Genomic DNA, 24,274 nt, shown 5'->3' on the forward strand with positions numbered 1-24,274 from the left:
TAGTGCCCAAATTTTACACTGAGGCACTAAAAATTACAAGATTTTTTGCTATTTTTTTAATAAAGGGAAAAATTTATGAATTTGTAAAGCAAAAGTTATTTTTTTTGGGCTAAAACTTGTGAAGGATTAAGATCACGAAGTTCAGCTATTTGATTAATAGTTTTAAGTCCTAAAAGCGCTTTGAGAGTTGCACGCACAACGTTAATTTTTGTTCTTGATCCGTAAGTTTTTGTATAAATATCGGTATATCCAGCAAGTTCAACAACAGCACGCACGGTGTTTGAAGCAACAATTCCTTTACCTCTTGGGGCTGGTTTGATGAGAATTTTTGAGGCTGAATATTTAGCATTTATCTCGTGTGGAACAGTTGATCTTCGATAAATTGGCACAGACACAAGCCGGTTTTGTGCGTCTTTAACGGCTTTACGAATTGAGTCCTGCACTTCGTTAGCTTTTCCGTGTCCTAGTCCAACTTTTCCTTTTTTGTTACCAACAACGGCAAAGGCACTAAAAGAAAAACGGCGACCACCTTTTACAACTTTAGTTACCCTGGCAACTGAAATTATTCTTTCTTCAAACTCAGGGCGAAAATTTTTTTCTTTTGGTTTTTGACGCTGAGCACGTGGGCGTTGACGGTTGGCTTCTTTTGGAGTCAGTTGTTTTTGATTTTGACTGTTTTGATTTGTTTTTTGCTGTACAGGTTTATTTTGAAGATTTGTATCCATTTTAGAATTTTACTCCTTGGGCTCTTAATGATTCGGCAAAAGCTTTAATGCGACCATGATATAAATAACCGCTTCGGTCAAAAACAAAAGGATTCTCTTCCAATTTAAGCTCTTTTAATTTAGCGTATAATTCAGGGGCTAAATTACTTGCAGCTTGGATATTTCCACTGTATTTATCAGTTTTATCAAGTGTTGAAACCGAAAGGATAACTTGATTTTTCCAAGGATCAAAAATATAAGCATAAAAATGACGTAAAGATTTATATACGCCAATCCGGTATTTTTTTTGCTCTTGGTGCGAAGGACTAAGTTTTTTCAAAATACGGACATGTTTTGCTTTTCGGTGAAAATTACGTGATTTTTGCATAATTATTTAGAAGCTTTTTTCCCTTCTTTGAGTTTAAGAATTTCGTTACTATAGGAAATTCCTTTGCCTGAATAAGGATTTGGCCTGCGAACTTGACGAATTTGGGCGCTAAATTGGCCAACTTTTTGTTTGTCAATCCCTTTAATTACAATAGTTGTTGCATTTGGTACTAAAACATCAAGTTCGCCTGGCACTTTGAGTTCAACTGGATGAGAATAACCAACTAAAAGTTCAATAACTTTTTCTTTTAAGGTTGCCTTGTACCCAACCCCTTTAATTTTAAGTTCTTTTTGAAAACCTTTTGAGACACCAATTAGCATTCCACTAAGGTGAGAATTTGTGGTTCCATGAAGTTGTTTTACTTGTTTTTCTTCAGATTTTCTGATTGTCTTTAGTGTATTATTTTCTTGAATTATTGTAATTAAATCAGAAAATTGGCGCTCTAAAATACCAAGCGGACCTTGAATTTTAACATTTGAGCCATTAATTTCAACGCTAACTTTTTCAGGAATAATTAAAACTCGATTACCGACACGTGACATATTTTTTACCAAATGTAGGCGATAATTTCACCGCCGACATTTTCCTTTCTTGCTTGTGAATCAGTTAAGAGCCCTTTTGAAGTTGATAAAATTGCAATTCCGTAGCCAGATTGGACAAAAGGAATTTTTTGGGCAGGAGCATAAACGCGAAGCGAAGGTTTAGAAATTCGTTTGAGTCCAGAAATTGATGAAGTAGTTCCTTTGTATTTAAGCTCAACAGTTATTGTTTTTTTAAGCTCGCCTTCAATTTGGAAATCTTTGATATATCCAGCTTCTTTAATAATTTCTAACATTTTTGCTTTAATTTTTGAATGCTGAAATGATACTTGTTTGTGTTTTCTGATTGTTGCATTCCGAATTCGGGTTAGCATATCAGCAATTGGATCTGTTATAAAAGCCATAATTTTACCAACTCGCTTTCTTAATTCCAGGAATTCGTCCTTGGTGAGCCAAAGTACGAAAACAAATACGGCAAATACGGAATTTTCTTAAAACTGAATGAGAACGGCCACACAACTGACAACGAGTATAGGCGCGAACTTTGAATTTAGGAGCCCGATTTGCTTTGACTTTTCACGACATTTTTGCCATAGATTTATCCTTTAACCTAAAAAATTTTTAATTTTTTTGCGAAAAAATTAACTTTTTTTCGCAAAAGGAAAGCCTAATAATTCAAGAAGTTTTAAGGCTTGCTCATTATTTTTTGCACTTGTTACTATTATTACATCAAGTCCGCGAATTTTTGTGATTTTATCAAAAGTTATCTCAGGAAAAACGATTGATTCTTTAAAACCAAGGGCAAAATTTCCTTTACCATCAAAAGACTTAGGTGAAAGACCACGAAAATCACGAATACGAGGAATTGCAATATTGAGAACTTTTGAAAGAAAATTCCACATTTGTTCACGACGAAGAGTAACTTTTCCACCAACTGGCATTCCTTGACGAAGTTTTCAAGTTGCAAGTGATTTTTTTGCCACTGTTTTATACGGTTTTTGACCGGTAATGTTTGCAAGATCATCAAGAACAGCTTCAATTGCTTTTGCATTTGTTACTTGATTTCCGGCAGTCATATTAACGACAACTTTTACAATTTTGGGAACTTCAGAAGGGGATTTGAAATTAAAATGGTCTTTTAGTTGGCCAAAAACATTATCACGATAGTGCTCTTGAAGCTTTGTCATACTAAATAGCCTTTCCTGTTTTTTTTGCAATTCGGGTTTTTTTACCATTTTCGACTTTAAAACCAACACGAGTTGGAACAGCTGGCTTATCTTTTCCAGCTTTTTTGGCAACAAGTGCTAGTTTTGACAGCAAAATTGGCGCCTCATAAGTGACAATTTCACCTTTTGTATTTTGATTTGAAGGTTTACGGTGTTTTGTTTTAATGTTGACATCTTTAACAATTGCCGCATTTTTGGCAGGAATTATTTCAAGGACAGATGAAACTTTACCTTTGTCATCGCCAGATAAAACTACAACTGAATCATTTTTACGAATTTTTTGCATTTTTTAGAGAACCTCCTGCGCCAGTGAAGCGATTTTTAGGTAACCTTTTTCACGGATTTCTCTGGCAATTGGTCCAAAAACACGTGTTCCTCTTGGGGTGCCATCCTCTTTGATAATCACAACTGCATTGTCATCAAATTTTATATGTGAACCATTTGGACGACGAAGACCGTATGTTGAACGGACAATTAGTGCTTTTACTACTTGTCCTTCTTTGAGCATTCCGTTAGGAATTGCTTTTTTAACAGAAACTACAACAATGTCGCCAATATTTGAAGTTTTTTTAACAGATCCACCTAAATTTCTGATTACACCAACAATTTTTGCGCCCGAATTGTCAGCAACATTTAAACGAGATTGTTCTTGAACCATTTTAGACTTCTCCTTTTTTTTGTAAAACTTCAACTAGACGGAAATGTTTTGTTTTTGAAATTGGACGGCATTCTGCTATTTTAACAAAATCACCAACATTTGCTGTTCCTGCTTGGTCATGAGTTGCAAATTTTTTAGTTTTTTTGAACCGTTTTCCATAAAGTTTATGTTTATAAGCTGTCTCAACAGAAACCATTATTGTTTTTTCAGAAGTGCGAATCACTTTTCCTTGCAGTGTTTTACGAAGATTACGCTTTTGGGGCATTTTTTCTAAATTATTGTTCATTTTGGCTACTCATTTCTGCTGGTTTTGTTTGAATTTTTGGGGCTAAAAGCGGCTTGATATGTGCGTTAAAATGGGCTTTGATTGATTTTGGCGATTTTGCAAATACGACTTTTTGTGCTTTTTTTTGCTTTTTGGTGAGTTTTTTTGGCTTTGGACTTTGGGCTAGTTTTTGCTGGGATAGAATTGTTAAAATTCGGGCAATTATTTTACGAATCTGGCTGATTTTATGAGTTTGATCTAAATTTGAACTTTGATTTTTAAATCTTAAAGTAAATAATTCAGAACGGTATTCAAGAAGAAGAGAGTTAAGTTCACTTGGTGTTTTTTTTAAAAGTTCTTTATATTCCATTGTTTTCCTAAGATATAGTTACTATTTTTCATTTTAGTGGTAATTTATGCCCACCAAGTCGAAGTGCATCACGAGCAACATCGTCTTTTACACCTTTAATTTCAAACATCATTGTATTTTTCTTAACAACAGCGACTCAACGATCAACTGAACCTTTTCCAGATCCCATTCGAACTCCAATTGGCTTTGAGGTTAAAGACAAATGTGGAAAAATTCGAATAATAACTTGACCTTCACGCCCCATTCTTCTTGTAATTGCAATACGGGCAGCTTCAATTTGGGCTGCAGAAATTCAAGCTGAGCCAACGGCTTGAAGTCCATAGTCACCAAAAGCTAGAAAATTTCCTGAGTGTGCTTCCCGTTTATCGTGATAAAGACGGAAAGTTTTACGGTGCTTAGTTTTTTTTGGTTGCAACATTTTTATCTCCTTTTATCACTTCTTATTACAGATTCAATATCAATTTTTTGTCTTGACTCACCAAGTGAGACTCAAACTTTAACGCCCAAAATTCCGTAAGTTGTTTTTGCAATTGCGGTTGCATATTCAACATTTTGACGTAAAGTGTGCAGTTTCATTTCACCTTCGGCATAACCTTCAGAACGAGCCATTTCAACACCATTAAGACGACCAGAGACAAGTGTTTTTACCCCTTTTGCCCCCGCTTTTAGTGCGGTTCGAATTGCAAATTTTTGCGCAATTCGGTAGGATCCACGTTGTTCGAGTTTTTGGGCGATTGTTTCAGCCATTAATTTTGCATTTAATTCAGGATTTGTGATTTCAATTGCATCAATGTGTAAAACAATTTTACGGTTTTTAAGAGTTTTTTTCAGTTGTTCAACAATTTTTTTCAAATTTTCGCCTGAAGATCCAAGAAATGAACCAAGTCTTGCTGTATAGACTAAAACAGTAATTGCATTATTGCGATCACGACGAATTATTGTATTTCCAATTTGGTATTCACGGGTTAATTTTTCAAAAAAACGGTGAATTTTAACATCTTCTAACAAATTAGTGGCAAATTTATTTTTGTCTGCATACCAAATTGCATTATGAGCTCTTGTTATTCCAAAACGGAAACCATTTGGATTTACCTTTTGTCCCATTATTTTTCTCCTTGTTTTGGATTTAAGTCTTGATTGTTAGTTTCTGGTAAAACTTCAGCAGAAGTTGTACTTTCAGAGTCAAAAGTCTCAAAAGTATTTGAATCTTGACTGTTGTCTAGGGCTGCAAGAACAACTTTGAAATGAGAAGTTCTTTTAAGAATTTGACTTGCTGATCCTTTTGCCCGTGGACGAAAACGTTTTAGCGTTGGACCTTCATTAACAATCGCTGATTTTACAACTAAATTTGCTTGTTCAAGACCATGATTATTAATTGCATTGGCAATGGCAGAATTGATTAGTTTTCGAAAAATTGGTGATGCTTTTTTATTAGTATGGGCCAAAATTGAAAGGGCTTCAAAGACAGGTTTATTTTTAACTAAATTAGCAACAAGGCGTGCTTTTGAGGCAGAAATTCTTTGGGTTTTTAAAGAAGCAACTGCATAATTATTGTTATCTAAATTCATTTATATTATCCTTTTATTTCTTTTTAGCCTTGTCTTTTCCGTGCCCATAATAAGTTCTTGTTGGTGAAAACTCACCTAATTTGTGGCCTACCATATCATCAGTAACATAAACTTCGTTAAAAATTTTGCCATTGTGGACCAAAAAAGTTAGACCAACAAACTGGGGAAAAATAGTTGACCGGCGTGATCAAGTCTTAATTGGTTTGCGTGAATTTTTCATAATTGCATCATCAACTTTTTTAAGAAGATGCTCATCAGCAAATGGACCTTTTTTAAGTGAACGAGCCATTATTTTTTAGATTCCTTTCTTGAACGGATTATCAATTTAGTTGAAGCTTTTTTCGGATTTCTTGTCTTAACTCCAAGTGCTTTTTTACCTCAAGGAGTAAGTGGAGTTTTACGTCCAATTGGTTGTTTACCTTCTCCACCTCCATGTGGGTGATCATTTGGATTCATTACTGATCCCCGAACGGTTGGTCTAATTCCTTTGTGACGATTTCGACCTGCTTTTCCGATGTTTACAAGTGAATTTTCTTCATTTCCAACTACACCAACAGTTGCCCGGCAAGTAGATAAAATTCGGCGGTATTCTCCTGATTTTAATTTAAGAATAACATATTTTCCGCTTTCATCACGGCCTTGAATTTGGGCTCAAGTTCCGGCTGAACGAATTAGTTGACCCCCTGCTCCTGGATGGAGTTCGAGATTGTGAACAAAAGTACCTTCAGGAATATTTTTAAGCGGAAGGCAATTTCCAACAAGAATATCAGCCTCAGGACCGGAGGAAATTTTTTGTCCTACTTTTAGATTTTTAGGTGCTAAAATGTAACGTTTTTCACCGTCAATATAAGAAACAAGGGCGATATTTGCTGAACGATTTGGGTCATATTCAATTGTTTTTACAATTGCGGGAATATTGTCTTTGTTTCTTTTAAAATCAATTAGACGGTATTTTCTTTTGTGCCGTCCACCTTGATGTCTAACGGTAATTTTACCTTGAGCATTACGGCCTGAGTGTTTTTTTAAAGTTACAAGCAAAGACTTTTCGGGTTTATTTGTTGTTAAATTTGCGCCAAAATCAAGTGAAGACATATGACGACGGCCGTTTGTTGTTGGTTTATAATATTTAAGCGCCATTAGTTTGTCTCTCCTTGTTCGTTAGTTTGGCTTTCAGGCTGACTTTCAGACTGATTTTCCTCAGTTTTTTGACTTTCTGCTGCCTGTTTTTTTGCAAGTTTTTGGGCTATTTCTTGATTTTTTTGCTCTAGCTCAGCTCTTTTTTCTTCAATTTGTTGACTAAATTCTTGTTGGTCTTTGTTGGTTTGGTCAATGCTTGCTGCAGCTGGAGTCTCGTCCTCAAAAAGATTAATTGTGTATCCTGGTTTTAATTTTACAAATGCTTTTTTGTATTTAGTACTAAAACCACGTGATTTTCCTAGTTTTTTTTCTTTTTTTGGAACAGTGAAAATATTAACTTTTTCAACTTTGACATTAAAAATGTATTCAACAGCTTTTTTTGTCTCAGAACGATTTGTTGTCGGACTTACTTTAAAAGAATAAACTCCTTGAGACATTAACTGGTAGGATTTTTCAGTTAAAATTGGACCTTTAATAATATTATTTACGTTCATCTTCAATCCTTTTTTTAAGACTTGCAATATCATTTTCGGAAATGATTAACAAATCAGTTTTTACTAGTGATTCAACTGTTATTGAATTAGGTTTTACTAACTCGACATTTGGTAAATTTCTTGCTGATAAAAATAAATTTGTATCAGTTGAGGCGATTAAAATGTGACGAAGTTTATCAATTTTAAAGGTTTTTAACTGTTCTACCAGAAGTTTAGTTGAAATTTTGTCCATTGAAAAATCATTTACTAAAACTTGGTGATTTTGTGCTAGTTGGGATAGGGCACCAAAAAAAGCTAGTTTTTTTACTTTTTTGTTTACTTTTAGAGTGTAATTTCTTAAAGTTGTCGGTCCAAAAGCGCGACCCCCGCCAACAAAAATTGGTGATCTTCTTGATCCAGCACGGGCTTTCCCGGTTGATTTTTGTTTTCAAGGTTTTTTACCTGTCCCTGAAACTTCACCACGGTTTTTAACTTTGTGAGTTGAAAAACGACGTGAGGCTCTTTCGGCCAAAATTGAGTCAAAAATAGCTTGAGTTTTTAGTTCTCTTTGTTCAAATAAAACTTCTGGAAGAGCTTTATCAGGGTTAAATTTAACAATATTTTCGTATTTTGCACTCTGAATTGAAATTGGTGTGTTTTTATTCATGTTTTAACTCCTGATCTTTGGGACTAACTTCAAAAAGATTAATGGGAGTTTTAGAAGTTGATTTTTTAATTGCGGTTCTTATCATAACAAATGATTTTTTTGGACCAGGAATTGAACCTTTTACTATTAATAAATTATTTTCCTGATCAACTTTGACAATTTCAAGTGACTGTTTAGTTACCCGAGAATGTCCAAGACGTCCTGGCATTGTCATCCCTTTAACAACTTTGTTTCCGGAAATATCTCCAAGTGAACCAGTTTGACGAATTGGTTTTGAACCACCCCCACCACCGTGAGATCTAGGTCCGATTGCTTGATTGTGACGTTTAATTGGACCAGCAAAACCTTTTCCTTTGGAAGTTCCAATTACATCAACAAATTCACCTGCGCTAAAAATTGAAACATTGATAGTTTGACCTAATTTTAAACCTGGAAAATCACGAAATTCACGAACAAATTTTTTCGGTTTAGTATCAGCTTTAGCAAAATGACCTAGTTCAGGTTTTTTGTGAGCTGATTGTTTTTTGTCAAAAACACCGAGCTGAATTGCTTCATAGTTATCTTTTTCTTTAGTAAGAATTTTTGTAACTATGTTTTCAGGAACTTCAATGACGCTAACAGGAATTGAAACACCATCAACTGTAAAAAGTTGAGTCATTCCAATTTTTCTACCTAAAATTCCTTTCATTTTAATTTACCTCGATTTCTAATCAAACGCCAGCTGGCAATTGTGTTCGTGAAATTTTTTCTGTAACTGCTTTTTGATTGTTTGGTGAAACTTTTAAAATTACTAGCCGTTTGTGAGTGCGACTTTCAAATTGTTCACGAGATTTTTTATTAACGTGGACAGATCTCAAAATTGTATAAATCGCTCTTGAAGTTGGCAGCGGTACCGGGCCACATGTCTCGACATTAAGTTCACGCGCTAAAAGAATAACCTTTTTAGCAGCAGCATCAATTTGACGGTGGTCAAACGATTTGAACTTAATTTTTATTGATGTTGTGCTCATAAAAATAAGTGAGTTGCTCCTGTTCATATTTTTGAACGGACTCTACATAAAAACCAATACACAAAAACAACTCCTTCTCGTGTATTGCAACCTTATGTTTCATAGTCCTTACAATGTAAAGATTAATTATAACAAAAAAAAGGAAAAATTTTCTTATCTTTGTAAATATTTTTTAGAGAAATTTTACCAAAGCAAAAAATAAGAAAACTTTTCTTCGAATAAATGCTTATTTATTATACATGCAAATCCGCTAAAACAAAAGACAAAAAATGATTTTTTCTAAATTATATAATAATTTATAGGTTAGCTAACTTTTTGTAGTTTTGATTTTAACTTTTTTAACAGTTAATTTTTTAATTTTTCAATAGCTAAAAATGACTATCAAGCCTAAAACTGAAATCAGAACCATAAATATTAAAAATGACAAGTAAAATGAAAGATAAATAAAAGTTGCGGTTGTAGCAATTGTGACTAAAGTGTAAAAAATCGCTCTAGTTACTAGTGAAATTCCGTTTTGGACATGGAATTTTTCTTTGCTAAAAAATAAATATGACAAACTGGAAAAAGTTGGGAAAAACAACGAAAATATAAACTGATTAAAACTAGTAATTATCATATATGAATAAAATTGAACATTTAAATTTTTGATAAAAGCAACAAAAGGTCAAATTCAACCTAATATTAAAAGGCCAACCAAAAGTCAAATAATGCTAATTTTTTTTCTTGTTTTATTTAATATTAAAAAACTAACGATTGTTCCTAAAACTGAAGCAAACGAAAAGCCAATATTGAATCACGTTGCTAATTGTTGGTAATTAAAAAGTTCAACTTGACTTTGAGAGTTAATATATTCAAAAACCGGTGGAAATAAAGTTGTTCTTGGTAAAAAGAAAATTGCAACAATAAAATGACCCGCTAAGACAAAAACTCATTTATAAGTCGAAATTTTTTTGTCATTTTCTTTGAAATTTTTTTGCTGACTAAGGGCAAAATCAAATTTTTTTGCATTTAATTTCAGCAAAAAATAAAGCAGACCTGAGATTGAATAGGTAGCCATATTAAACAAAACCATTCAGTAAAAATCAAGTCTTGAGTAAATAACTAAGGCAAATACTGCCGAAATTAAAAACCCCATTGCTGTTGCAAAAGAGGAAAAAACATTAATATTTTGCATCTGTTTTTCATTATTTGCTAAATAATAAACAATATTTTTCAAATAAATAAATCGAAAAGCATGGATAAAACCAAGCAATGTATTGACTAAAATTAATATTATTGAAAAAGTAAAAAGTTGACTATTAGCTAGACTAAAAAAAATAATCAACAAGAAAGCTAAACAAAAAACACTCAAAATATCCGAAATTAATAGAATAATTTTATCATTTTTCCATTTTTGGACAATCTTACTACTAAATAAATAAACTATCAAATTGGGTATTTGAATTAACAAATATAAAATTGTAACAAGCCAAAAATCGCCTGTAATTTTAAATATGTATAAAGACGAACTGAACTTAAAAGCTTCTGAACCTATAAGCGAAGTGCTAAGTGAACTAGTAAATTTGATTGAATTTTTAAAAAATATTGTCATTTATTTCCTTGCAAATTCAAAGCAAAAAGAAAAAATTTTTTATTAGTGACATTGAGGAAGTAGAATGTATTTTTGACGCGGGAATTGATAAAGTTATGGCATTTTGATTTTGAAAATTAGTAATATCAGTCGAACCTGAACCAAAATAAGACTTAAATGGAATACCATTTTTTTGAAAAATTTCGACAATTTTGTTATAAAAAACAATATTATGTGCCGTAAAAGTATCAGCTACTCTTATTTTTATACCTTCATTATCTCAATTTTGGTCCTCGCAGACATCAATATTGACCAAAAATTTGTATTTTTTAATTTGATTAGTAACAAAAAAATCTTTTGTTCCTTGTAATTGGATTTCTTCTTTTGTTGTTAGAAGAATATCAAAATTTTTGTCAATATCCAAAAGAATTCTAGTCAATATGTTAGAAATTTTATTATCTTGATTTCGGCAAAAGATACTAAACCCGGAAATTTTTACCTCACTTTTAGGTAAAACTTGGTAAATTCCATTTTCAGGGATTCCAAGGCACTTTAAATTAGGTCGATTTATTTTTGCACTTTTTTCTTCAGAAAAAACTAAATTGTCAACTTTGACACAAGAAATTTCATTAATTTTTCCTGAATTCTGGTCAAATATTTCAAAAACACCTGAGTCAAAATAAGTTGTTCCTTGATTAAAAACCTCGCCAGCTATTGCAATCCCACCTACTTCATCGCTGTGATTTATGAATAAAACATTGTTATTTTTATTATTTTTTGATAAATAACCACCGCTTGTTACTTTATGAATTTTATCGCCAAACAGTTTTTCAATATACTTTTTTTCAAAACCTGGAATTGAAGGGAAATTCAAAAAGTTTGTCATCATATTTGTATAAATTAACTTGTTTTTTAGTATTTTGTCAAAAAAATCCAAATTGTCTTTAAAATGTTCCTTGATAAAAGTTAAAAAATTATAGATATAATTTTTTAACGATTGATTAAAATAATTATCATAGCTTTTTAATTTTGAAAAATCAAAATATTTATCAAGCATTTTGTCATAATTATAAAACCAATAAATAAAGAAACTGTTTCATAGACTATTTTGAAAGAAATTTTTTTCGCTTTGATAATTAATATTGTTTGGGTTTTTGCTTAGTATATTTCAAGAAATGTTTAAATCATCAATTATACTTAGCATTTTTTTATTTGAATCATGTGGAAAAACTGGACTTAGAACATAACCCATCATCGTAATTTTCTGGAAAAAAGCATACTTGATCTTTAATTCATAAAGATTTTTGTATTGGGATTCTTTTAAAAATTGTTTGTTTATTGTTTCTAAAACTATAAATTCAATAATAAAACCGTTAATTCTAAGTATTTGCAAATTGTCGTCCTTTTTTATCAATTCAGCGTTTTTTTCTTGCAAAATAAAATTAATAAATTCTTGACGTTGTCTAAAGGAACAATTTACAAAGCCCAAATCCAAATCGTTAGGCTTTCGATTTATAAAATTTTCCTTTCAAAATAGATAGCTTCCTTTTAGAAAAATTTCCAAATTCAAATTATTTTCTTTATTAAATTTACAAATTAAGGATGCTATTTGGCTAATAATTTCTTGCATTTTTATGGTAAAATTTCCAAATTTACTTCTCTAGGGATTGACTCAACTTCGAGGATATCAGATTCCTTTATTATAAATAATAGCAATTTTTCAAGGTCAATACTAAAACCGGAAGTTTTTAAAGCATATTTTTTATAATTTCGAATATCGCTCGTATTTTTTAGGATCCTTTTTATATATTATAATGAATTTAACGTTTCATTGCGATTTTATTTATACTTTTTTGGTAAAATGGCACTATTATTGAGGGGAAATTAGGGAATATTAAGTATTTTGTGTACTAAAGCAAATATGCTTTGATAAAATTTATCATAAAGGACCAAAATATGAAAAAAAAGCAAAAACAATTATCCCCATTGCAGTTAGAAGCTAGAAAAATTGCTAACAAATACGTAGATTATAAAAAAGTAAAAAGAGAAGATTTTCACAACGAAATTTCGCAAGCGCTTAAAAATATTGGAAATATTAAGTATTTTGTGTTTTTAAGGTAAATCTGTTTTGGTAAAATTTATCATAAAGGACAAAATATGAAAAAAGAGCAAAAAAAATTTTTCCCTTTTGAATGGTGTATATAAAAAAGAAAATGAAGAAACACTGCAAATTTTAATGACTTACTTTTTGTTATTTAAATTTTGTTTTATATTTATAAGGTTTATTGTTTGCAAAATTACTATGAATAAAAATATATTTTTTATCTTTTTTTAACAAAAATTATATTTTTGTATTTTTCTTATTTTGTTCTTTGTTATTTAATTTAGCATGATATAATTATGACTAAAAATTTACTAAGGAGATTTTATGTTATTAGCAAAAAAAATAAAAAAAATTTTACTAAACTTAACAGCATTAACAAGTTTAACGCTTGCAGTCGCAACACCAGCAATTGTTGCTAGTCAAAAAATAAATGCAAAAGCTTCCTTAGCTTTTTCTGGAATTTCGCTTTTAGCAAGCGAAAATAATGTACAACAACTTGCCGAAAGACATACAGATGACTATTATTTCGGAATATCATTGATGGGTTACCAGCATTTATCATATTATGGCGGTTGATTTTATCAAGACAAAATTTCATGAGCTGGAATAGCAAGAACAAAATTTAAATTAAAAAATAGATATTATGATAAGCCAAAAAATTTAAAATTAGAAGTGTCATCCTGAATTTCGGGGATTGGAAGCCCTTCTTTCAAGGTTGGTGGTGAGATAAAATATGATGGTAAATTTTCACCTTGGGCAAGTATGGGTACAGATGTTTTAATTGATTCAAATGGTTATCTTGTTCAGTCAATCACTAGTCATAATCGTAAATATGCGAGAATTGATTATGAGTTTGATGGTTGAAAATACAAAGCAACAGGATTCGGCAGCTGAGCGTCAGCAAGAGCTGAATACGATGGATGAAAAGCTGTGAATATATTGTCTAATGCTCCTTATTATAAGGTTTCTAAATTATCTGAAGGTTCGGAAGAATAGTAAATGATTTCTAAAATTTTTAGAAAAAAATGAGTTATTTTTTCAATTATTGGTGCTAGTTTGGGATCAATTGCTATAAGTGCCCCTTTAATTTATTATGCTGTTACTAGGCCCATTGAAGTTGAAATAAATAAATTTGAACCTAAAACATTAACTAGTAATTCAAAATCGGCATCTATTTTTTCTAATTCTGATCTAGAAAAAATAAATAGTTTTATTTTAGAAGGCGAATTAAAAAAAGGTATACAAAAAAGTGACTTTGCTCTGAAAAATGATTTTCGGGGAGAGTATAATCATGATTCTGCAAACCAAATTTTAGCAATTTTAAAAATGTCGAATAACATTAATCAAAGCGATAAAGTAAAATCAACCTTAAAAGTCATACCTGACTTGACAAAAAGAATACGTTTCAATTTATCTAATATTCGTGAATTAATTAACATTTATTTTGCTATTAATCCATCTAACAATTTTTCTAAAATTATTAATTTTATTTCAATATATTACGATAAAAATAAAAAACAGTTTATTGATATCAAAGATGACTTTCAAGATTTAGCATGAAATATTTACTATTTTAAATTAAATGGTCATGATTTTCTAAAATATTTCGATATTAAAGATTGAATTAGGGATGAATTCAAGAAAATGAATTTTGAAAGCGAAGAAGTATTAATAAACGGGAGTGAAAATCACGAATCATTACGCAATAAATTCTCGCTACTCGTGAGAAAATATATCTCGATTTTATCAATAATAAATACTTTAGACAAAAATCATTTTTCTGATATTATAAAAGAAAAACAAAAATCAATAAATATTTTAATTGAAAAATGGGATAAATATTTTAGACAAATCATTGAAAATCAGAAAACAGAAGAAAATATAGAAAAGTTGGACGCTTGAATTTATTCAATATTTGGTTTTTACCACTTTAGCAGGAATTTTTATGAGTATTCGGCAGAGTATTTGTCAAAAATAAATGAATACACTAAAAATTGATTGGTAAATTTTGAAGCAGAAATTTATCCTATGGAATATACCGGCGTACTTCTTTTCTATTATTTTGGAAATAATAGAAAATTAGAAGCCGAATTACTTAAAAAAAGTGAAGAAATTGTAGATTATGTTATTGAAAATGGTTTGTTTCGTCAAGAACCTGATATCACAAAAACTATTTTTGTAAAGCAGATTTTAGAATTAAGCGAGAAAAAAGATAATCAAGTACAAAAAATAAATCAAACAATAGAAACCTTATTTAATCAAACAATAGAAACCTTATTTAATCAAACAACGGAAAAACCGGAAAATAATCCTGATTTTTTTGCAGACTTATATAATTATGTATTTTTTTCAATTAAGAGTCATCCCGATTTTTTTAAGAGTCAAAAAGATTTTTTAAATACAATAATTGATTATAGTAAATTTGTAAAAAAACCAATTGATTTTTTTTATTTGTTTAAAACAATTGCCCTATTAAATAGTTTTTATAATACAGACAAGCCGGCAAAAATTCATGTTTCCAAGCAAATTTTTAACAATATTATGAATGCAAAACTAGAAAAAAATAGTCCATTTTTTTTAAAATTTATTAACTTATTTATTAAGTTTATTTTTAAAAATGAATTAGATGACAACAAGGAAATTGTCGAATTTATAAACCAAAATCTTGATGAAAAAAATATAAATAACACTGAATTTTTAGAACATCTTTTTTGGTATATCGAATTTCAAAGCTCAATTAAATCAAAATTAGAACATCAAATTGACTCTACTAAATTAGAAAAATTTATTTCATTGGTAAAAAAAGATATTTTAGATAAAATTGATAAAAAAATAGGTAAAACACACTTTTTGAATATTAAAACTATTTATATGACTTATCAAATAGATTGGCTACTTAAAAATGATAAAAATTAAAAATTTGACTAAAAATTTTAATCGAAGAGCTATTTTCAAAAATTTTAGCCTAGACATCCCGTCTAATGAGTTGGTATTTGTCGTTGGCCCTTCTGGGATTGGGAAAACTACTCTTATTAATCTAATTGCTAATTTTAGTCAAAAAGATAAAGGTGAAATTCTTTTTTATAAAGATAACAAAATTGTTAAAAACCCTTTAATCGACGTTGTTTTTCAAGTTTTTAACCTAATTGAATCTGCTACTGGTATGGAAAATATTAAAATTGGCGCAAATGCAATAAATTTTAATATTGATGAAAATAATATTGAAGAAAATGCAAGTTTTGTTAATATTTCAAAAGAAAATTTAGCAAATAAAGTGAGTGATTTATCAGGCGGTCAAAAACAACGAATTGCAATTTTGCGATCATTAGCGCGTGAATCTGATTTTGTTTTGTTAGATGAACCTACTGGAAATCTTGATGTTGAAAATGCTGAAATTCTTTTTGAAAAAATACAAATATTGAAGAAAAATAAAACTATTTTGATAGTTAGTCACAATTTAGATCTTGCTAAAAAATACGGCGATAGAATAATTTATCTAAAAAATGAATCTGTATTAGAAATTGATAAAATCGAAGAAATAAATAAAGCCAAAGCCTTAAATAAAACTGATTATGATTTTAAATTTGAAAAAAAACCTTTAAAAATAAGTGACAAATTAAAATCAATTATTTTATTTTTGAAGCTAGATTTTAAAAATAAAATAATTATTACAACTTTGCTAGTTATCACATTTCTAATTAGCATTTTAAGTCTAAATTTATTTGCTACACTTGATACACAAGCAAATGCTGTTGACTCGCAGCGAATTCATCATTACAATTTAGATTCTTTTGAGGTTCAAAAAAAGGGAATATCGCCATTTCTTGACGGAGAAATCGAGGAATTCAATAATGAAAAAAATATTGTTAATAAAATTATTCCCGTTTATTCAACTGAAAACTTTGCTTTTACTTACAATAATAACGGCAAAGAACTAATTTCTGAGAAAAATTCTATTGAATTAATCGACCAATCTGATTTTTTTAAAAATAGGTTTAAATTTGATGACAAAAACCTTCAAGGTAATTTTATACAAAATGATGATGAGATAATTATTTCAAATTCAGTTGTCGAAAAATTAAAAATTACTGATCCTATTAGCAAAAAAATTAAAATTAAAGCTATACGTCATTCGAATGTTGATGAAATTCCAACAATTTTTGAAGTTACTATTGTCGGAGTAAACTATTCAACTGATGTATACAACACAATACCCTCTTTTTTGCATTATAATTTAACAAAAAAAATTAATGAAGCTTTTTATGTTAAAAACACAGTCGGCGAGTCACTTTTCAGTGACATAATGATCAATCCTTTGAATTCAAACAGATTTGAAGGATTGGTAGTTGAAAAAAATCATTTTTTAAAAGATTTAAAGGTAGAAAATTTAAAAATTAGTGATGGTGAGCTTCCTAAAAATAAAGATGAAATTGTTGTTTCAGTTAACACTATTGATGAAATAAATAATACTATAGATGATTTAAACAATGGGAGTGCTGACAAATACGAGAAGGTAAAAATAGGGTCTAAAGTTGAACTATCAAACAAAAATGGAAAAAATATTCCTTTTAAAATAGTCGGAACTTTTGATCTAAAGGAAAACCACCATTTGCAGGAACGAAAACCTGAAGTTGACGCACCCAAAGAACAAAGGCGTGAAGTTAAGTACCAAATCATAATGCACAATGATGGTGATGAATACAGAAACGAAATAAGGCCAGAAGCAGCAAAAATATTCTTAAAATCTGACAATATCAGTGAAAATTTAGCCTCTTTTAAAAAGGATTTTCCAAATTATTGATATTCAAACGATCTTGAATCAATAAAAATTTTTCTTTTAAGGTCAACTTTTTTTGTGAAAGCAGTTTTGCTTGTTATCCAAGTAATTCTTATAGTTTTATTGGTAGTTTTTTCAGTTCTTTATGCAAAAAATCTAACACAATCAAAATTAAAATCAATTGGAATTCTTAAATCACTAGGCGAAAAAACTAAAAAAATCTTTTTCCTACACATATTAAATATTTTTGCAATTTCTTTCTTAATTTTAATATCAGGACTAATAATAAGTTTGACTAGCATGCCATATTTCTATAATTTGATAACAACCGCTGATTTCATCAGTCCAACTTATGCACAAATTTTTATCAATTTCATTACAATTTGATTCTCAATTAGTTTACTTATTTTTCTTATCTATTTCTTCATATCATTAAGCTATTACAAAAAACCTGTTACTGAACTTCTTAAAAATAGTTTATAATTTTTTAGGTCATATTATGTCTAAATTAGTTGCTAATTTACCTAATTTATAAAAAAATGAAGAAATTAACTTTTGTGATGCGAATAGCTGAAAGTGTTCAAGTATACAAAGAATACATACTAAGCTCTTAATGGCAAAAATTCCTACTAAATCTTCTAGATTCAGTGTCGGGGTAAATTAGTAGAAAAATTTAAACAATTAGTTTTTTATCTATGATTTTGATTGTGCCACTTTTGTTAATTTTTTCTACTAATTTATGAGGAAACATCTGGAAATTCTAATAACTTACTTTTTGTTATTTAAATTTTGTTTTATTTTGCAAAAATAGCTATGAATAAAAATATATTTTTAGCATTTTTTAACAAAAATTATATTTTTTTTTGTTTTTGTTCTTTGTTATTTAATTTAACATGATATAATTATCACTAAAGCACATATAAAGTGTTTGTAGAAAAAAATTATTAAGGAGATTTTATGTCTTTTACAAAAAAAATAAAAAAAATTTTACTAAACTTAACAGCATTAACAAGTTTAACGCTTGCAGTCGCAACGCCAGCAATTGTTGCTAGTCAAAAAATAAATGCGAAGGCTTTTTTATTGTTTCCAGGAATTGCGCTTTTAGCAAATGAAAATAGTGTAGTGCAACTTGCTGAAAGAAATAATGATGACTATTATTTCGGAATAGGATTGGCAGGTCACCAGTATTTATCATATTATGGTGGTTGATTTTACCAAGATAAAATTTCATGAACTGGAATAGCAAGAACAAAGTTTAGATTAAAAAATACATATTATGATAGTCCAAAAAATTTAAAATTAGATGTAACATCCTGAATTTCAGGGATTGGAAGCCCTTCTTTTCAAGTTGGTGGCGAGATAAAATATGATGGTAAATTTTCAGCTAAAGCAGGTGCAAATGCAGGTGTTTCGATTGACTCAAATGGATATCTTGTTGACTCAATCACTAGTTATAATCATAAATATGCGGGAATTGATTACGAGTTTAACGGTTGAAAATACAAAGTAACAAAATTCGGTAGTTGAGCGTCAGCAAGAGCTGAATACGGTAGATGAAAAGCTGCGAATATATTATCTAATTCTTCTTTTTATAAGGTTTCTAAATTATCTGAAAGTTTGGAAGAAAAGTAAATGATTTCTAAAATTTTTGGGAAAAAATGAGTTATTTTCTCAATTATTGGCGCAAGTTTAGGATCAATTGCTATAAGTGTTCCATTAATTTATTATGTTTTTAATAAGTCTATTGAAGTTGAAATAAATAGATTTGAGCCTAAAACATTAACTAGTAATTCAAAATCCGCATCTGTTTTTTCTAATTCTGATCTAGAAAAAATAAATAGCTTTATTTTAGAAAATGAATTAAAAAAAGATGCGGAAGAAAATAGTTATGCTCTAAAAAATAATTTTCAGGGTGACTATAATTACGTATATGCAAACGAAATTTTAGCAATTTTAAAAATCACGAATAACATTAATCAGACCGATAAAGCAAAATCAACCTTAAAAGTCATACCTAACTTGATAGGAATGATACGTTTTGATTTAATTGATATTTATCAATTAATTAACATTTATTTCGCTATTGATCCGTCTAACAATTTTTCTAAAATTATTGATTTTATTTCGAAATATTATGATATAAATAAAAAACAATTTATTGATATCAAAGATGACTTTCAAACTTTAGCTTGAAATATTTTCTATTTTAAATTAAATGGGTATGATTTTCAAAAATATTTCGATATTAAAGACTGAATTAGCGATGAATTCAAGAAAATGAATTTTGAAAGCGAAGAAGTATTAATAAACGGGAGTGAAAATCCTAAATCATTAGACGATAAACTTTCACTACTCATTAAAAAATATATCTCAATTTTATCAATAATGAATACTTTAGGTAACAATCATTTCTCTGATATTATAAAAGAAAAACAAAAATCAATAAATATTTTAATTCAAAAATGGGATAAATATTTTAGACAAATTATTGAAAATCAGAATGCAGAAGAAAATATAAGAAATTTTAATGATTTAGCTTTATCAATGTTTAGTTTTTACCACCTTAGCAAGAATTTTTATGAATATTCTCCAGAGTATTTCTCAAAAATAAATGAATACACTAAAAACTGATTGATAAATTTTAAAATAAACCGTGATCCTGGGTTTTATGGTGGTATACTTCTTTACTATTATTTTGCAAATAACAAAGAATTGGAACCCGAATTACTTAAAAAAAGTGAAGAAATTGTAGATTATGTTATTGAAAATGGTTTGTTTGCTAAAGAGGCTGACATCACAAATACTATTTTTGTAAAACAGATTTTAGAATTAAGTGAGAAAGAAAACAATCAAGTACAAAAAATAAATCAAACAATAGAAACCTTATTTAAACAAACAACGAAAAAACCGGAAGATAATCCTGATTTTTTTGAGGACTTATATAATTATGTATTTTTTTCAATTAAGACTCATCCCGATTTTTTTAAGAGTCAAAAAGATTTTTTAAATACAATAATTGATTATAGTAAATTTGTAAAAAAACCAATTGATTTTTTTTATTTGTTTAAAACAATTGCCCTATTGAATAGTTTTTATAATACAGACAAGCCGGCAAAAATTCATGTTTCCAAGGACATTTTTGACAATATTATAAATGTGAAACTAGAAAAAAATGCTCCATTTTTTTTAAAATTTATTAACTTATTTATTAAGTTTATTTTTAAAAATGAATTAGATGACAACAAGGAAATTGTCGAATTTATAAACCAAAATCTTGATGAAAAAAATATAAATAACGCTGAATTTTTAGAACATCTTTTTTGGTATATTGAATTTCAAAGCTCAATTAAATCAAAATTAGAACATCAAATTGACTCTACTAAATTAGAAAAATTTATTTCATTATTAAAAAAAGATATTTTAGGTAAAATTGATAGAAAAGTAGGTAAAACACACTTTTTGAATATTAAAACTATTTATATGACTTATCAAATAGATTGACTAATTAAAAATGATAAAAATTAAAAATCTAACTAAAAATTTTAACCGAAGAGCTATTTTCAAAAATTTTAGCCTAGACATCCCGTCTAATGAGTTGGTATTTGTTGTTGGTCCTTCTGGGATTGGGAAAACTACTCTTATTAATCTAATTGCTAATTTTAGTCAAAAAGATAAAGGTGAAATTCTTTTTTATAGAGATAACAAAATTGTTAAAAACCCTTTAATTGACGTTGTTTTTCAAGATTTTAACCTAATTGAATCTGCTACTGGTATGGAAAATATTAAAATTGGCGCAAATGCAATAAATTTTAATATTGATGAAAAGAATATTGAAGAAAATGCAAGTTTTGTTAATATTTCAAAAGAAAATTTAGCAAATAAAGTGAGTGATTTATCAGGCGGTCAAAAACAACGAATCGCAATTTTGCGATCATTAGCACGTGAATCTGACTTTATTTTGTTAGATGAACCCACTGGAAATCTTGATGTTGAAAATGCTGAAATTCTTTTTGAAAAAATACAAATATTGAAGAAAAATAAAACTATTTTGATAGTTAGCCACAATTTAGATCTTGCTAAAAAATACGGCGATAGAATAATTTACCTAAAAAATGAATCTGTATTAGAAATTGATAAAATCGAAGAAATAAATAAGACCGAATCTTTAAATAAAACTGATTATAATTTTAAATTTGAAAAAAAATCTTTAAAAATAAGTGACAAATTAAAATCAATTATTTTATTTTTGAAGCTAGATTTTAAAAATAAAATAATTATTACAGTATTACTAATTATCACATTTCTAATTAGCATTTTAAGTCTAAATTTATTTGCTACACTTAATACGCATGCAAAGGGTATTGACACGCAACGAATTCATCAATACAATTTGGATTCTTTTGAGGTTAAAAAAGAGGGAATATCACCATTTTTTGACGAAGAAATCGAGAAATTCAATACTAAAAAAGACATTATTAATAAAATTATTCCTGTTTATTGAACTGAAAACTTTGTTTTTTCTTATAATAATAACGGCAAAGAATTAGTTTCTGAGAAAAATTCTATTGAATTAATCGACCAATCTGATTTTTTTAAAAATAGGTTTAAATTTGACGACAAAAACATTCAAGGTAATTTTATACAAAATGAAAATGAGATAATTATTTCAAATTCAGTTGTCACAAAATTAAAAATTACTGATCCTATTGGCAAAAAAATTCAAATTAAATCTATACTTCATTCGAATGTTGATGAAATTCCAAAAATTTCTGAGGTTACTATTGTCGGAGTAAACTATTCAATTGACGTCTTCAACAAAATACCCTCTTTTTTACATTATAATTTAGCAAAAAAAATTAATGAAGCTTTTTTAAAAAACACAGGCGGTGATTCGCTTTTCAGTAACATAACAATCTCTCCTTTGAAAGCAAAAGGGTTTGAAAGATGATTGGACGTTGAAAAAAAACACTTTTTAAAAGATTTAAAGGTAGAAAATTTAAAAATTAGCGATGGCGAACTCCCTAAAAATAAAGATGAAATTCTTGTTTCAGTTAACACTATTGATAAAATAAACAATATTATAGATATTGTAAACAATAGAATTACTGAATTAAACAAAAACAATGGTTCTAAAATCGACAAATTCGAGAAGCTAAAAATAGGGTCTAAAGTTGAATTATCAGCAAAAACTGCGCAAGATATTCCTTTTAAAATAGTCGGAACTTTTGATCTAAAGGAAAACCATCATTTGCAAGAACAAAAATCCGAAGTTGGTACACCCGAAGAACAAAGGCGTGAATTTAAGTACCAAATCATAATGCACAATGATGGTGATGAATATAGAAACGAAATAAGACCACGAGCTGCAAAAATATTCTTGAAATCTGACAATATCAATGAAAATTTAGACTCATTTAAGAAAGATTTTTCAAATTTTGTATATTTAAATGATCTTGAATCAATAAAAAATTTTATTTCAAACTCCACTTTTTTAGTAAAAGCAGCACTACTTGCTATTCAAATAATTCTTATAGTTTTATTGGTAGTTTTTTCAGTTCTTTATGCAAAAAATCTAACACAATCAAAATTAAAATCAATTGGAATTCTTAAATCACTAGGCGAAAAAACTAGAAAAATCTTTTTCCTACACATATTAAATATTTTTGCAATTTCTTTCTTAATTTTAATATCAGGGCTAATAATAAGTTTGCCTAGCATGCCATATTTTTATAATTTGATAACAACCGCTGATTTTATCAGTCCAACTTATGCACAAATTTTTATCAATTTCATTGCAATTTGATTCTCAATTAGCTTACTTATTTTTCTTATCTACTTCTTCATATCATTAAGTTATTACAAAAAACCTGTTACCGAACTTCTTAAAAATAGTTTATAATTTTTTAGGTCATTTTATATCTAAATTAGTATGCTAATTTAGATATAATTTATAAAAATCAACGCAGGTGGTTATTAAAATGAAATCAATTTTACTATTTTATAAGCTATTATTTTTTAAGCCCCTTTATATTGTTTCAAACGTTTTTTTAACATTGATTTTTCTAATAAGCACACCTCTTCAATTAGCATTTCCTGAACATATACTTATTTTAAGAATACTTATTTTTGGTTCGATTTTTTTGCTTATTTTTATTAACCTTTCAAGATACATTTGATTTATTTCCAAATATAAAAAAGAGGCTTTGAATTTATCAAATGACAAACTTAAAGAAAAGTATCCTCAACTTTTGAGAATTGAAAAAAATTTACCTCTATATGCAACGCCCGTTTTAAATTATGAATTTTGACTAAGAACTAGATTACCTTTTATTGCTTCTGAATTTAATGAAGAAGATCCTGACTATGAAGAAAAACAAAAATTTCTATACAAGATGCATTTAAGATTATATATTGTTGAATCATTTTTAGTTGTTTTTGTAATTGCATGCCTTACCTTATCTTTCTATTTTATATTACCAAGAACATTTTCAGTTGATCCAATAACTAATAATCTTTCTTATAATTATAATCTTGTATTTTCGATAGTAACTAGTATTATACTTTATAGTCTTGGTCTTTTTACCACACTGTGAATAATTCAATCAAAAACCAAAATAATACAAATTTCTAAAAATCTTTTGACTATTTCTGTTGAGGAATGTAAAAAAGCCTATAAAAGTACTTTTTTTAGATTTTATCTTCCTAAAAAAAATTAAGATTGTCTAAATTTTTAGAAAATCAAAGTTAAAACACAAAATTATGAACACTCCCTGATTGTATAACTCCAACTTATACACAAATTTTTATCAATTTCATTT

At 28.6% G+C, this 24,274-nt stretch carries 28 protein-coding genes and 1 pseudogene; 8 read left to right on the forward strand and 21 right to left on the reverse strand.

Annotated elements, in window-relative coordinates; genetic code table 4:
* Positions 1 to 95: 95 nt before the first annotated feature.
* The 21 genes and pseudogenes from rpsE to PWA39_RS03390 form a co-directional block, all read right to left on the reverse strand.
* Positions 96 to 725 (reverse strand): 30S ribosomal protein S5, encoded by a 630-nt coding sequence (gene rpsE, locus PWA39_RS03290; protein WP_069099480.1) that lies wholly within the window; start codon positions 723 to 725, stop codon positions 96 to 98.
* Between the two features lies 1 nt (position 726).
* Complete coding sequence (gene rplR, locus PWA39_RS03295; RefSeq protein WP_069099479.1) at positions 727 to 1,092, reverse strand: 50S ribosomal protein L18; 366 nt, start codon at positions 1,090 to 1,092, stop codon at positions 727 to 729.
* A gap of 2 nt (positions 1,093 to 1,094) precedes the next feature.
* Positions 1,095 to 1,634, reverse strand: a complete 540-nt coding sequence (gene rplF / locus PWA39_RS03300; protein WP_069099478.1) for a 50S ribosomal protein L6 — start codon at positions 1,632 to 1,634, stop codon at positions 1,095 to 1,097.
* 5 nt (positions 1,635 to 1,639) lie between these two features.
* A complete protein-coding gene (gene rpsH, locus PWA39_RS03305; protein ID WP_069098717.1) occupies positions 1,640 to 2,035 on the reverse strand; it encodes a 30S ribosomal protein S8 in 396 nt (131 codons plus the stop codon).
* 4 nt (positions 2,036 to 2,039) lie between these two features.
* Positions 2,040 to 2,225, reverse strand: a complete 186-nt coding sequence (locus PWA39_RS03310; RefSeq protein WP_010321361.1) for a type Z 30S ribosomal protein S14 — start codon at positions 2,223 to 2,225, stop codon at positions 2,040 to 2,042.
* 47 nt (positions 2,226 to 2,272) lie between these two features.
* A complete protein-coding gene (rplE, locus tag PWA39_RS03315; RefSeq protein ID WP_010321360.1) occupies positions 2,273 to 2,818 on the reverse strand; it encodes a 50S ribosomal protein L5 in 546 nt (181 codons plus the stop codon).
* A gap of 1 nt (position 2,819) precedes the next feature.
* Complete coding sequence (gene rplX, locus PWA39_RS03320) at positions 2,820 to 3,143, reverse strand: 50S ribosomal protein L24 (RefSeq protein WP_044284054.1); 324 nt, start codon at positions 3,141 to 3,143, stop codon at positions 2,820 to 2,822.
* A 3-nt stretch (positions 3,144 to 3,146) separates the two neighbouring features.
* Positions 3,147 to 3,515, reverse strand: a complete 369-nt coding sequence (gene rplN, locus PWA39_RS03325; protein WP_010321358.1) for a 50S ribosomal protein L14 — start codon at positions 3,513 to 3,515, stop codon at positions 3,147 to 3,149.
* Position 3,516: 1 nt separating this feature from the next.
* Positions 3,517 to 3,801: a 30S ribosomal protein S17 gene (rpsQ, locus tag PWA39_RS03330; RefSeq protein WP_044285657.1), complete on the reverse strand. Its 285-nt coding sequence runs from the start codon at positions 3,799 to 3,801 to the stop codon at positions 3,517 to 3,519.
* A complete protein-coding gene (gene rpmC / locus PWA39_RS03335; RefSeq protein ID WP_069099477.1) occupies positions 3,791 to 4,150 on the reverse strand; it encodes a 50S ribosomal protein L29 in 360 nt (119 codons plus the stop codon). The genes rpsQ and rpmC overlap by 11 nt, the downstream gene beginning before the upstream one ends.
* Before the next feature lie 7 nt (positions 4,151 to 4,157).
* Positions 4,158 to 4,568: a 50S ribosomal protein L16 gene (gene rplP / locus PWA39_RS03340; protein ID WP_010321355.1), complete on the reverse strand. Its 411-nt coding sequence runs from the start codon at positions 4,566 to 4,568 to the stop codon at positions 4,158 to 4,160.
* A 2-nt stretch (positions 4,569 to 4,570) separates the two neighbouring features.
* Entirely contained in the window at positions 4,571 to 5,254 is a 684-nt protein-coding gene (rpsC, locus tag PWA39_RS03345; RefSeq protein ID WP_044284057.1) for a 30S ribosomal protein S3, read from the reverse strand.
* Positions 5,255 to 5,349: 95 nt separating this feature from the next.
* A pseudogene (gene rplV, locus PWA39_RS03350) lies at positions 5,350 to 5,718 on the reverse strand (50S ribosomal protein L22); the annotation flags it as partial.
* Positions 5,719 to 5,731: 13 nt separating this feature from the next.
* Complete coding sequence (gene rpsS, locus PWA39_RS03355) at positions 5,732 to 6,007, reverse strand: 30S ribosomal protein S19 (RefSeq protein ID WP_010321352.1); 276 nt, start codon at positions 6,005 to 6,007, stop codon at positions 5,732 to 5,734.
* Positions 6,007 to 6,855, reverse strand: a complete 849-nt coding sequence (gene rplB, locus PWA39_RS03360; RefSeq protein WP_069099475.1) for a 50S ribosomal protein L2 — start codon at positions 6,853 to 6,855, stop codon at positions 6,007 to 6,009. Before rplB ends, rpsS begins: the two co-directional genes overlap by 1 nt.
* Positions 6,855 to 7,349, reverse strand: coding sequence for a 50S ribosomal protein L23 (gene rplW, locus PWA39_RS03365; protein ID WP_069099474.1), 495 nt, complete (start codon positions 7,347 to 7,349; stop codon positions 6,855 to 6,857). The genes rplB and rplW overlap by 1 nt, the downstream gene beginning before the upstream one ends.
* Entirely contained in the window at positions 7,336 to 7,995 is a 660-nt protein-coding gene (gene rplD, locus PWA39_RS03370) for a 50S ribosomal protein L4 (protein ID WP_069099473.1), read from the reverse strand. The genes rplW and rplD overlap by 14 nt, the downstream gene beginning before the upstream one ends.
* Positions 7,988 to 8,683 (reverse strand): 50S ribosomal protein L3, encoded by a 696-nt coding sequence (rplC, locus tag PWA39_RS03375; RefSeq protein WP_069099472.1) that lies wholly within the window; start codon positions 8,681 to 8,683, stop codon positions 7,988 to 7,990. Before rplC ends, rplD begins: the two co-directional genes overlap by 8 nt.
* 1 nt (position 8,684) lies before the next feature.
* The gene (rpsJ, locus tag PWA39_RS03380; protein WP_029513109.1) at positions 8,685 to 9,005 is read right to left on the reverse strand and encodes a 30S ribosomal protein S10; all 321 of its coding nucleotides are present in this window, start codon (positions 9,003 to 9,005) and stop codon (positions 8,685 to 8,687) included.
* A gap of 307 nt (positions 9,006 to 9,312) precedes the next feature.
* Entirely contained in the window at positions 9,313 to 10,596 is a 1,284-nt protein-coding gene (locus tag PWA39_RS03385; protein ID WP_069099471.1) for an MFS transporter, read from the reverse strand.
* Complete coding sequence (locus PWA39_RS03390) at positions 10,580 to 12,205, reverse strand: M28 family peptidase (RefSeq protein WP_069099470.1); 1,626 nt, start codon at positions 12,203 to 12,205, stop codon at positions 10,580 to 10,582. Before PWA39_RS03390 ends, PWA39_RS03385 begins: the two co-directional genes overlap by 17 nt.
* Before the next feature lie 326 nt (positions 12,206 to 12,531).
* On the opposite strand from PWA39_RS03390, the gene PWA39_RS03395 reads away from it, so the two are divergent.
* From PWA39_RS03395 to PWA39_RS03430, 8 genes are all read left to right on the forward strand, one after another.
* Positions 12,532 to 12,696, forward strand: a complete 165-nt coding sequence (locus tag PWA39_RS03395) for a hypothetical protein (protein WP_158022343.1) — start codon at positions 12,532 to 12,534, stop codon at positions 12,694 to 12,696.
* A 307-nt stretch (positions 12,697 to 13,003) separates the two neighbouring features.
* Positions 13,004 to 13,675 carry a hypothetical protein gene (locus PWA39_RS03400; RefSeq protein ID WP_069099469.1) on the forward strand — a complete coding sequence of 224 codons (672 nt, stop codon included), beginning with the start codon at positions 13,004 to 13,006 and terminating at the stop codon, positions 13,673 to 13,675.
* 3 nt (positions 13,676 to 13,678) lie between these two features.
* Complete coding sequence (locus PWA39_RS03405; protein ID WP_274827435.1) at positions 13,679 to 15,595, forward strand: hypothetical protein; 1,917 nt, start codon at positions 13,679 to 13,681, stop codon at positions 15,593 to 15,595.
* Positions 15,582 to 17,939 (forward strand): ATP-binding cassette domain-containing protein, encoded by a 2,358-nt coding sequence (locus PWA39_RS03410; protein WP_274827436.1) that lies wholly within the window; start codon positions 15,582 to 15,584, stop codon positions 17,937 to 17,939. Before PWA39_RS03405 ends, PWA39_RS03410 begins: the two co-directional genes overlap by 14 nt.
* Before the next feature lie 474 nt (positions 17,940 to 18,413).
* Positions 18,414 to 19,088 (forward strand): hypothetical protein, encoded by a 675-nt coding sequence (locus tag PWA39_RS03415; protein ID WP_069099298.1) that lies wholly within the window; start codon positions 18,414 to 18,416, stop codon positions 19,086 to 19,088.
* On the forward strand, positions 19,089 to 20,981 hold the full coding sequence (locus PWA39_RS03420; RefSeq protein ID WP_274827437.1) for a hypothetical protein: 1,893 nt from the start codon (positions 19,089 to 19,091) through the stop codon (positions 20,979 to 20,981).
* On the forward strand, positions 20,968 to 23,355 hold the full coding sequence (locus PWA39_RS03425; protein WP_274827438.1) for an ABC transporter ATP-binding protein/permease: 2,388 nt from the start codon (positions 20,968 to 20,970) through the stop codon (positions 23,353 to 23,355). The genes PWA39_RS03420 and PWA39_RS03425 overlap by 14 nt, the downstream gene beginning before the upstream one ends.
* A 79-nt stretch (positions 23,356 to 23,434) precedes the next feature.
* Positions 23,435 to 24,172, forward strand: a complete 738-nt coding sequence (locus PWA39_RS03430) for a hypothetical protein (RefSeq protein WP_069099563.1) — start codon at positions 23,435 to 23,437, stop codon at positions 24,170 to 24,172.
* The last annotated feature ends 102 nt before the right edge of the window (positions 24,173 to 24,274 follow it).

It is taken from the genome of Mesomycoplasma ovipneumoniae ATCC 29419, assembly GCF_028885435.1.
In the GTDB taxonomy this organism is placed as follows: Bacteria; Bacillota_I; Bacilli_A; order Mycoplasmatales; family Metamycoplasmataceae; genus Mesomycoplasma; species Mesomycoplasma ovipneumoniae.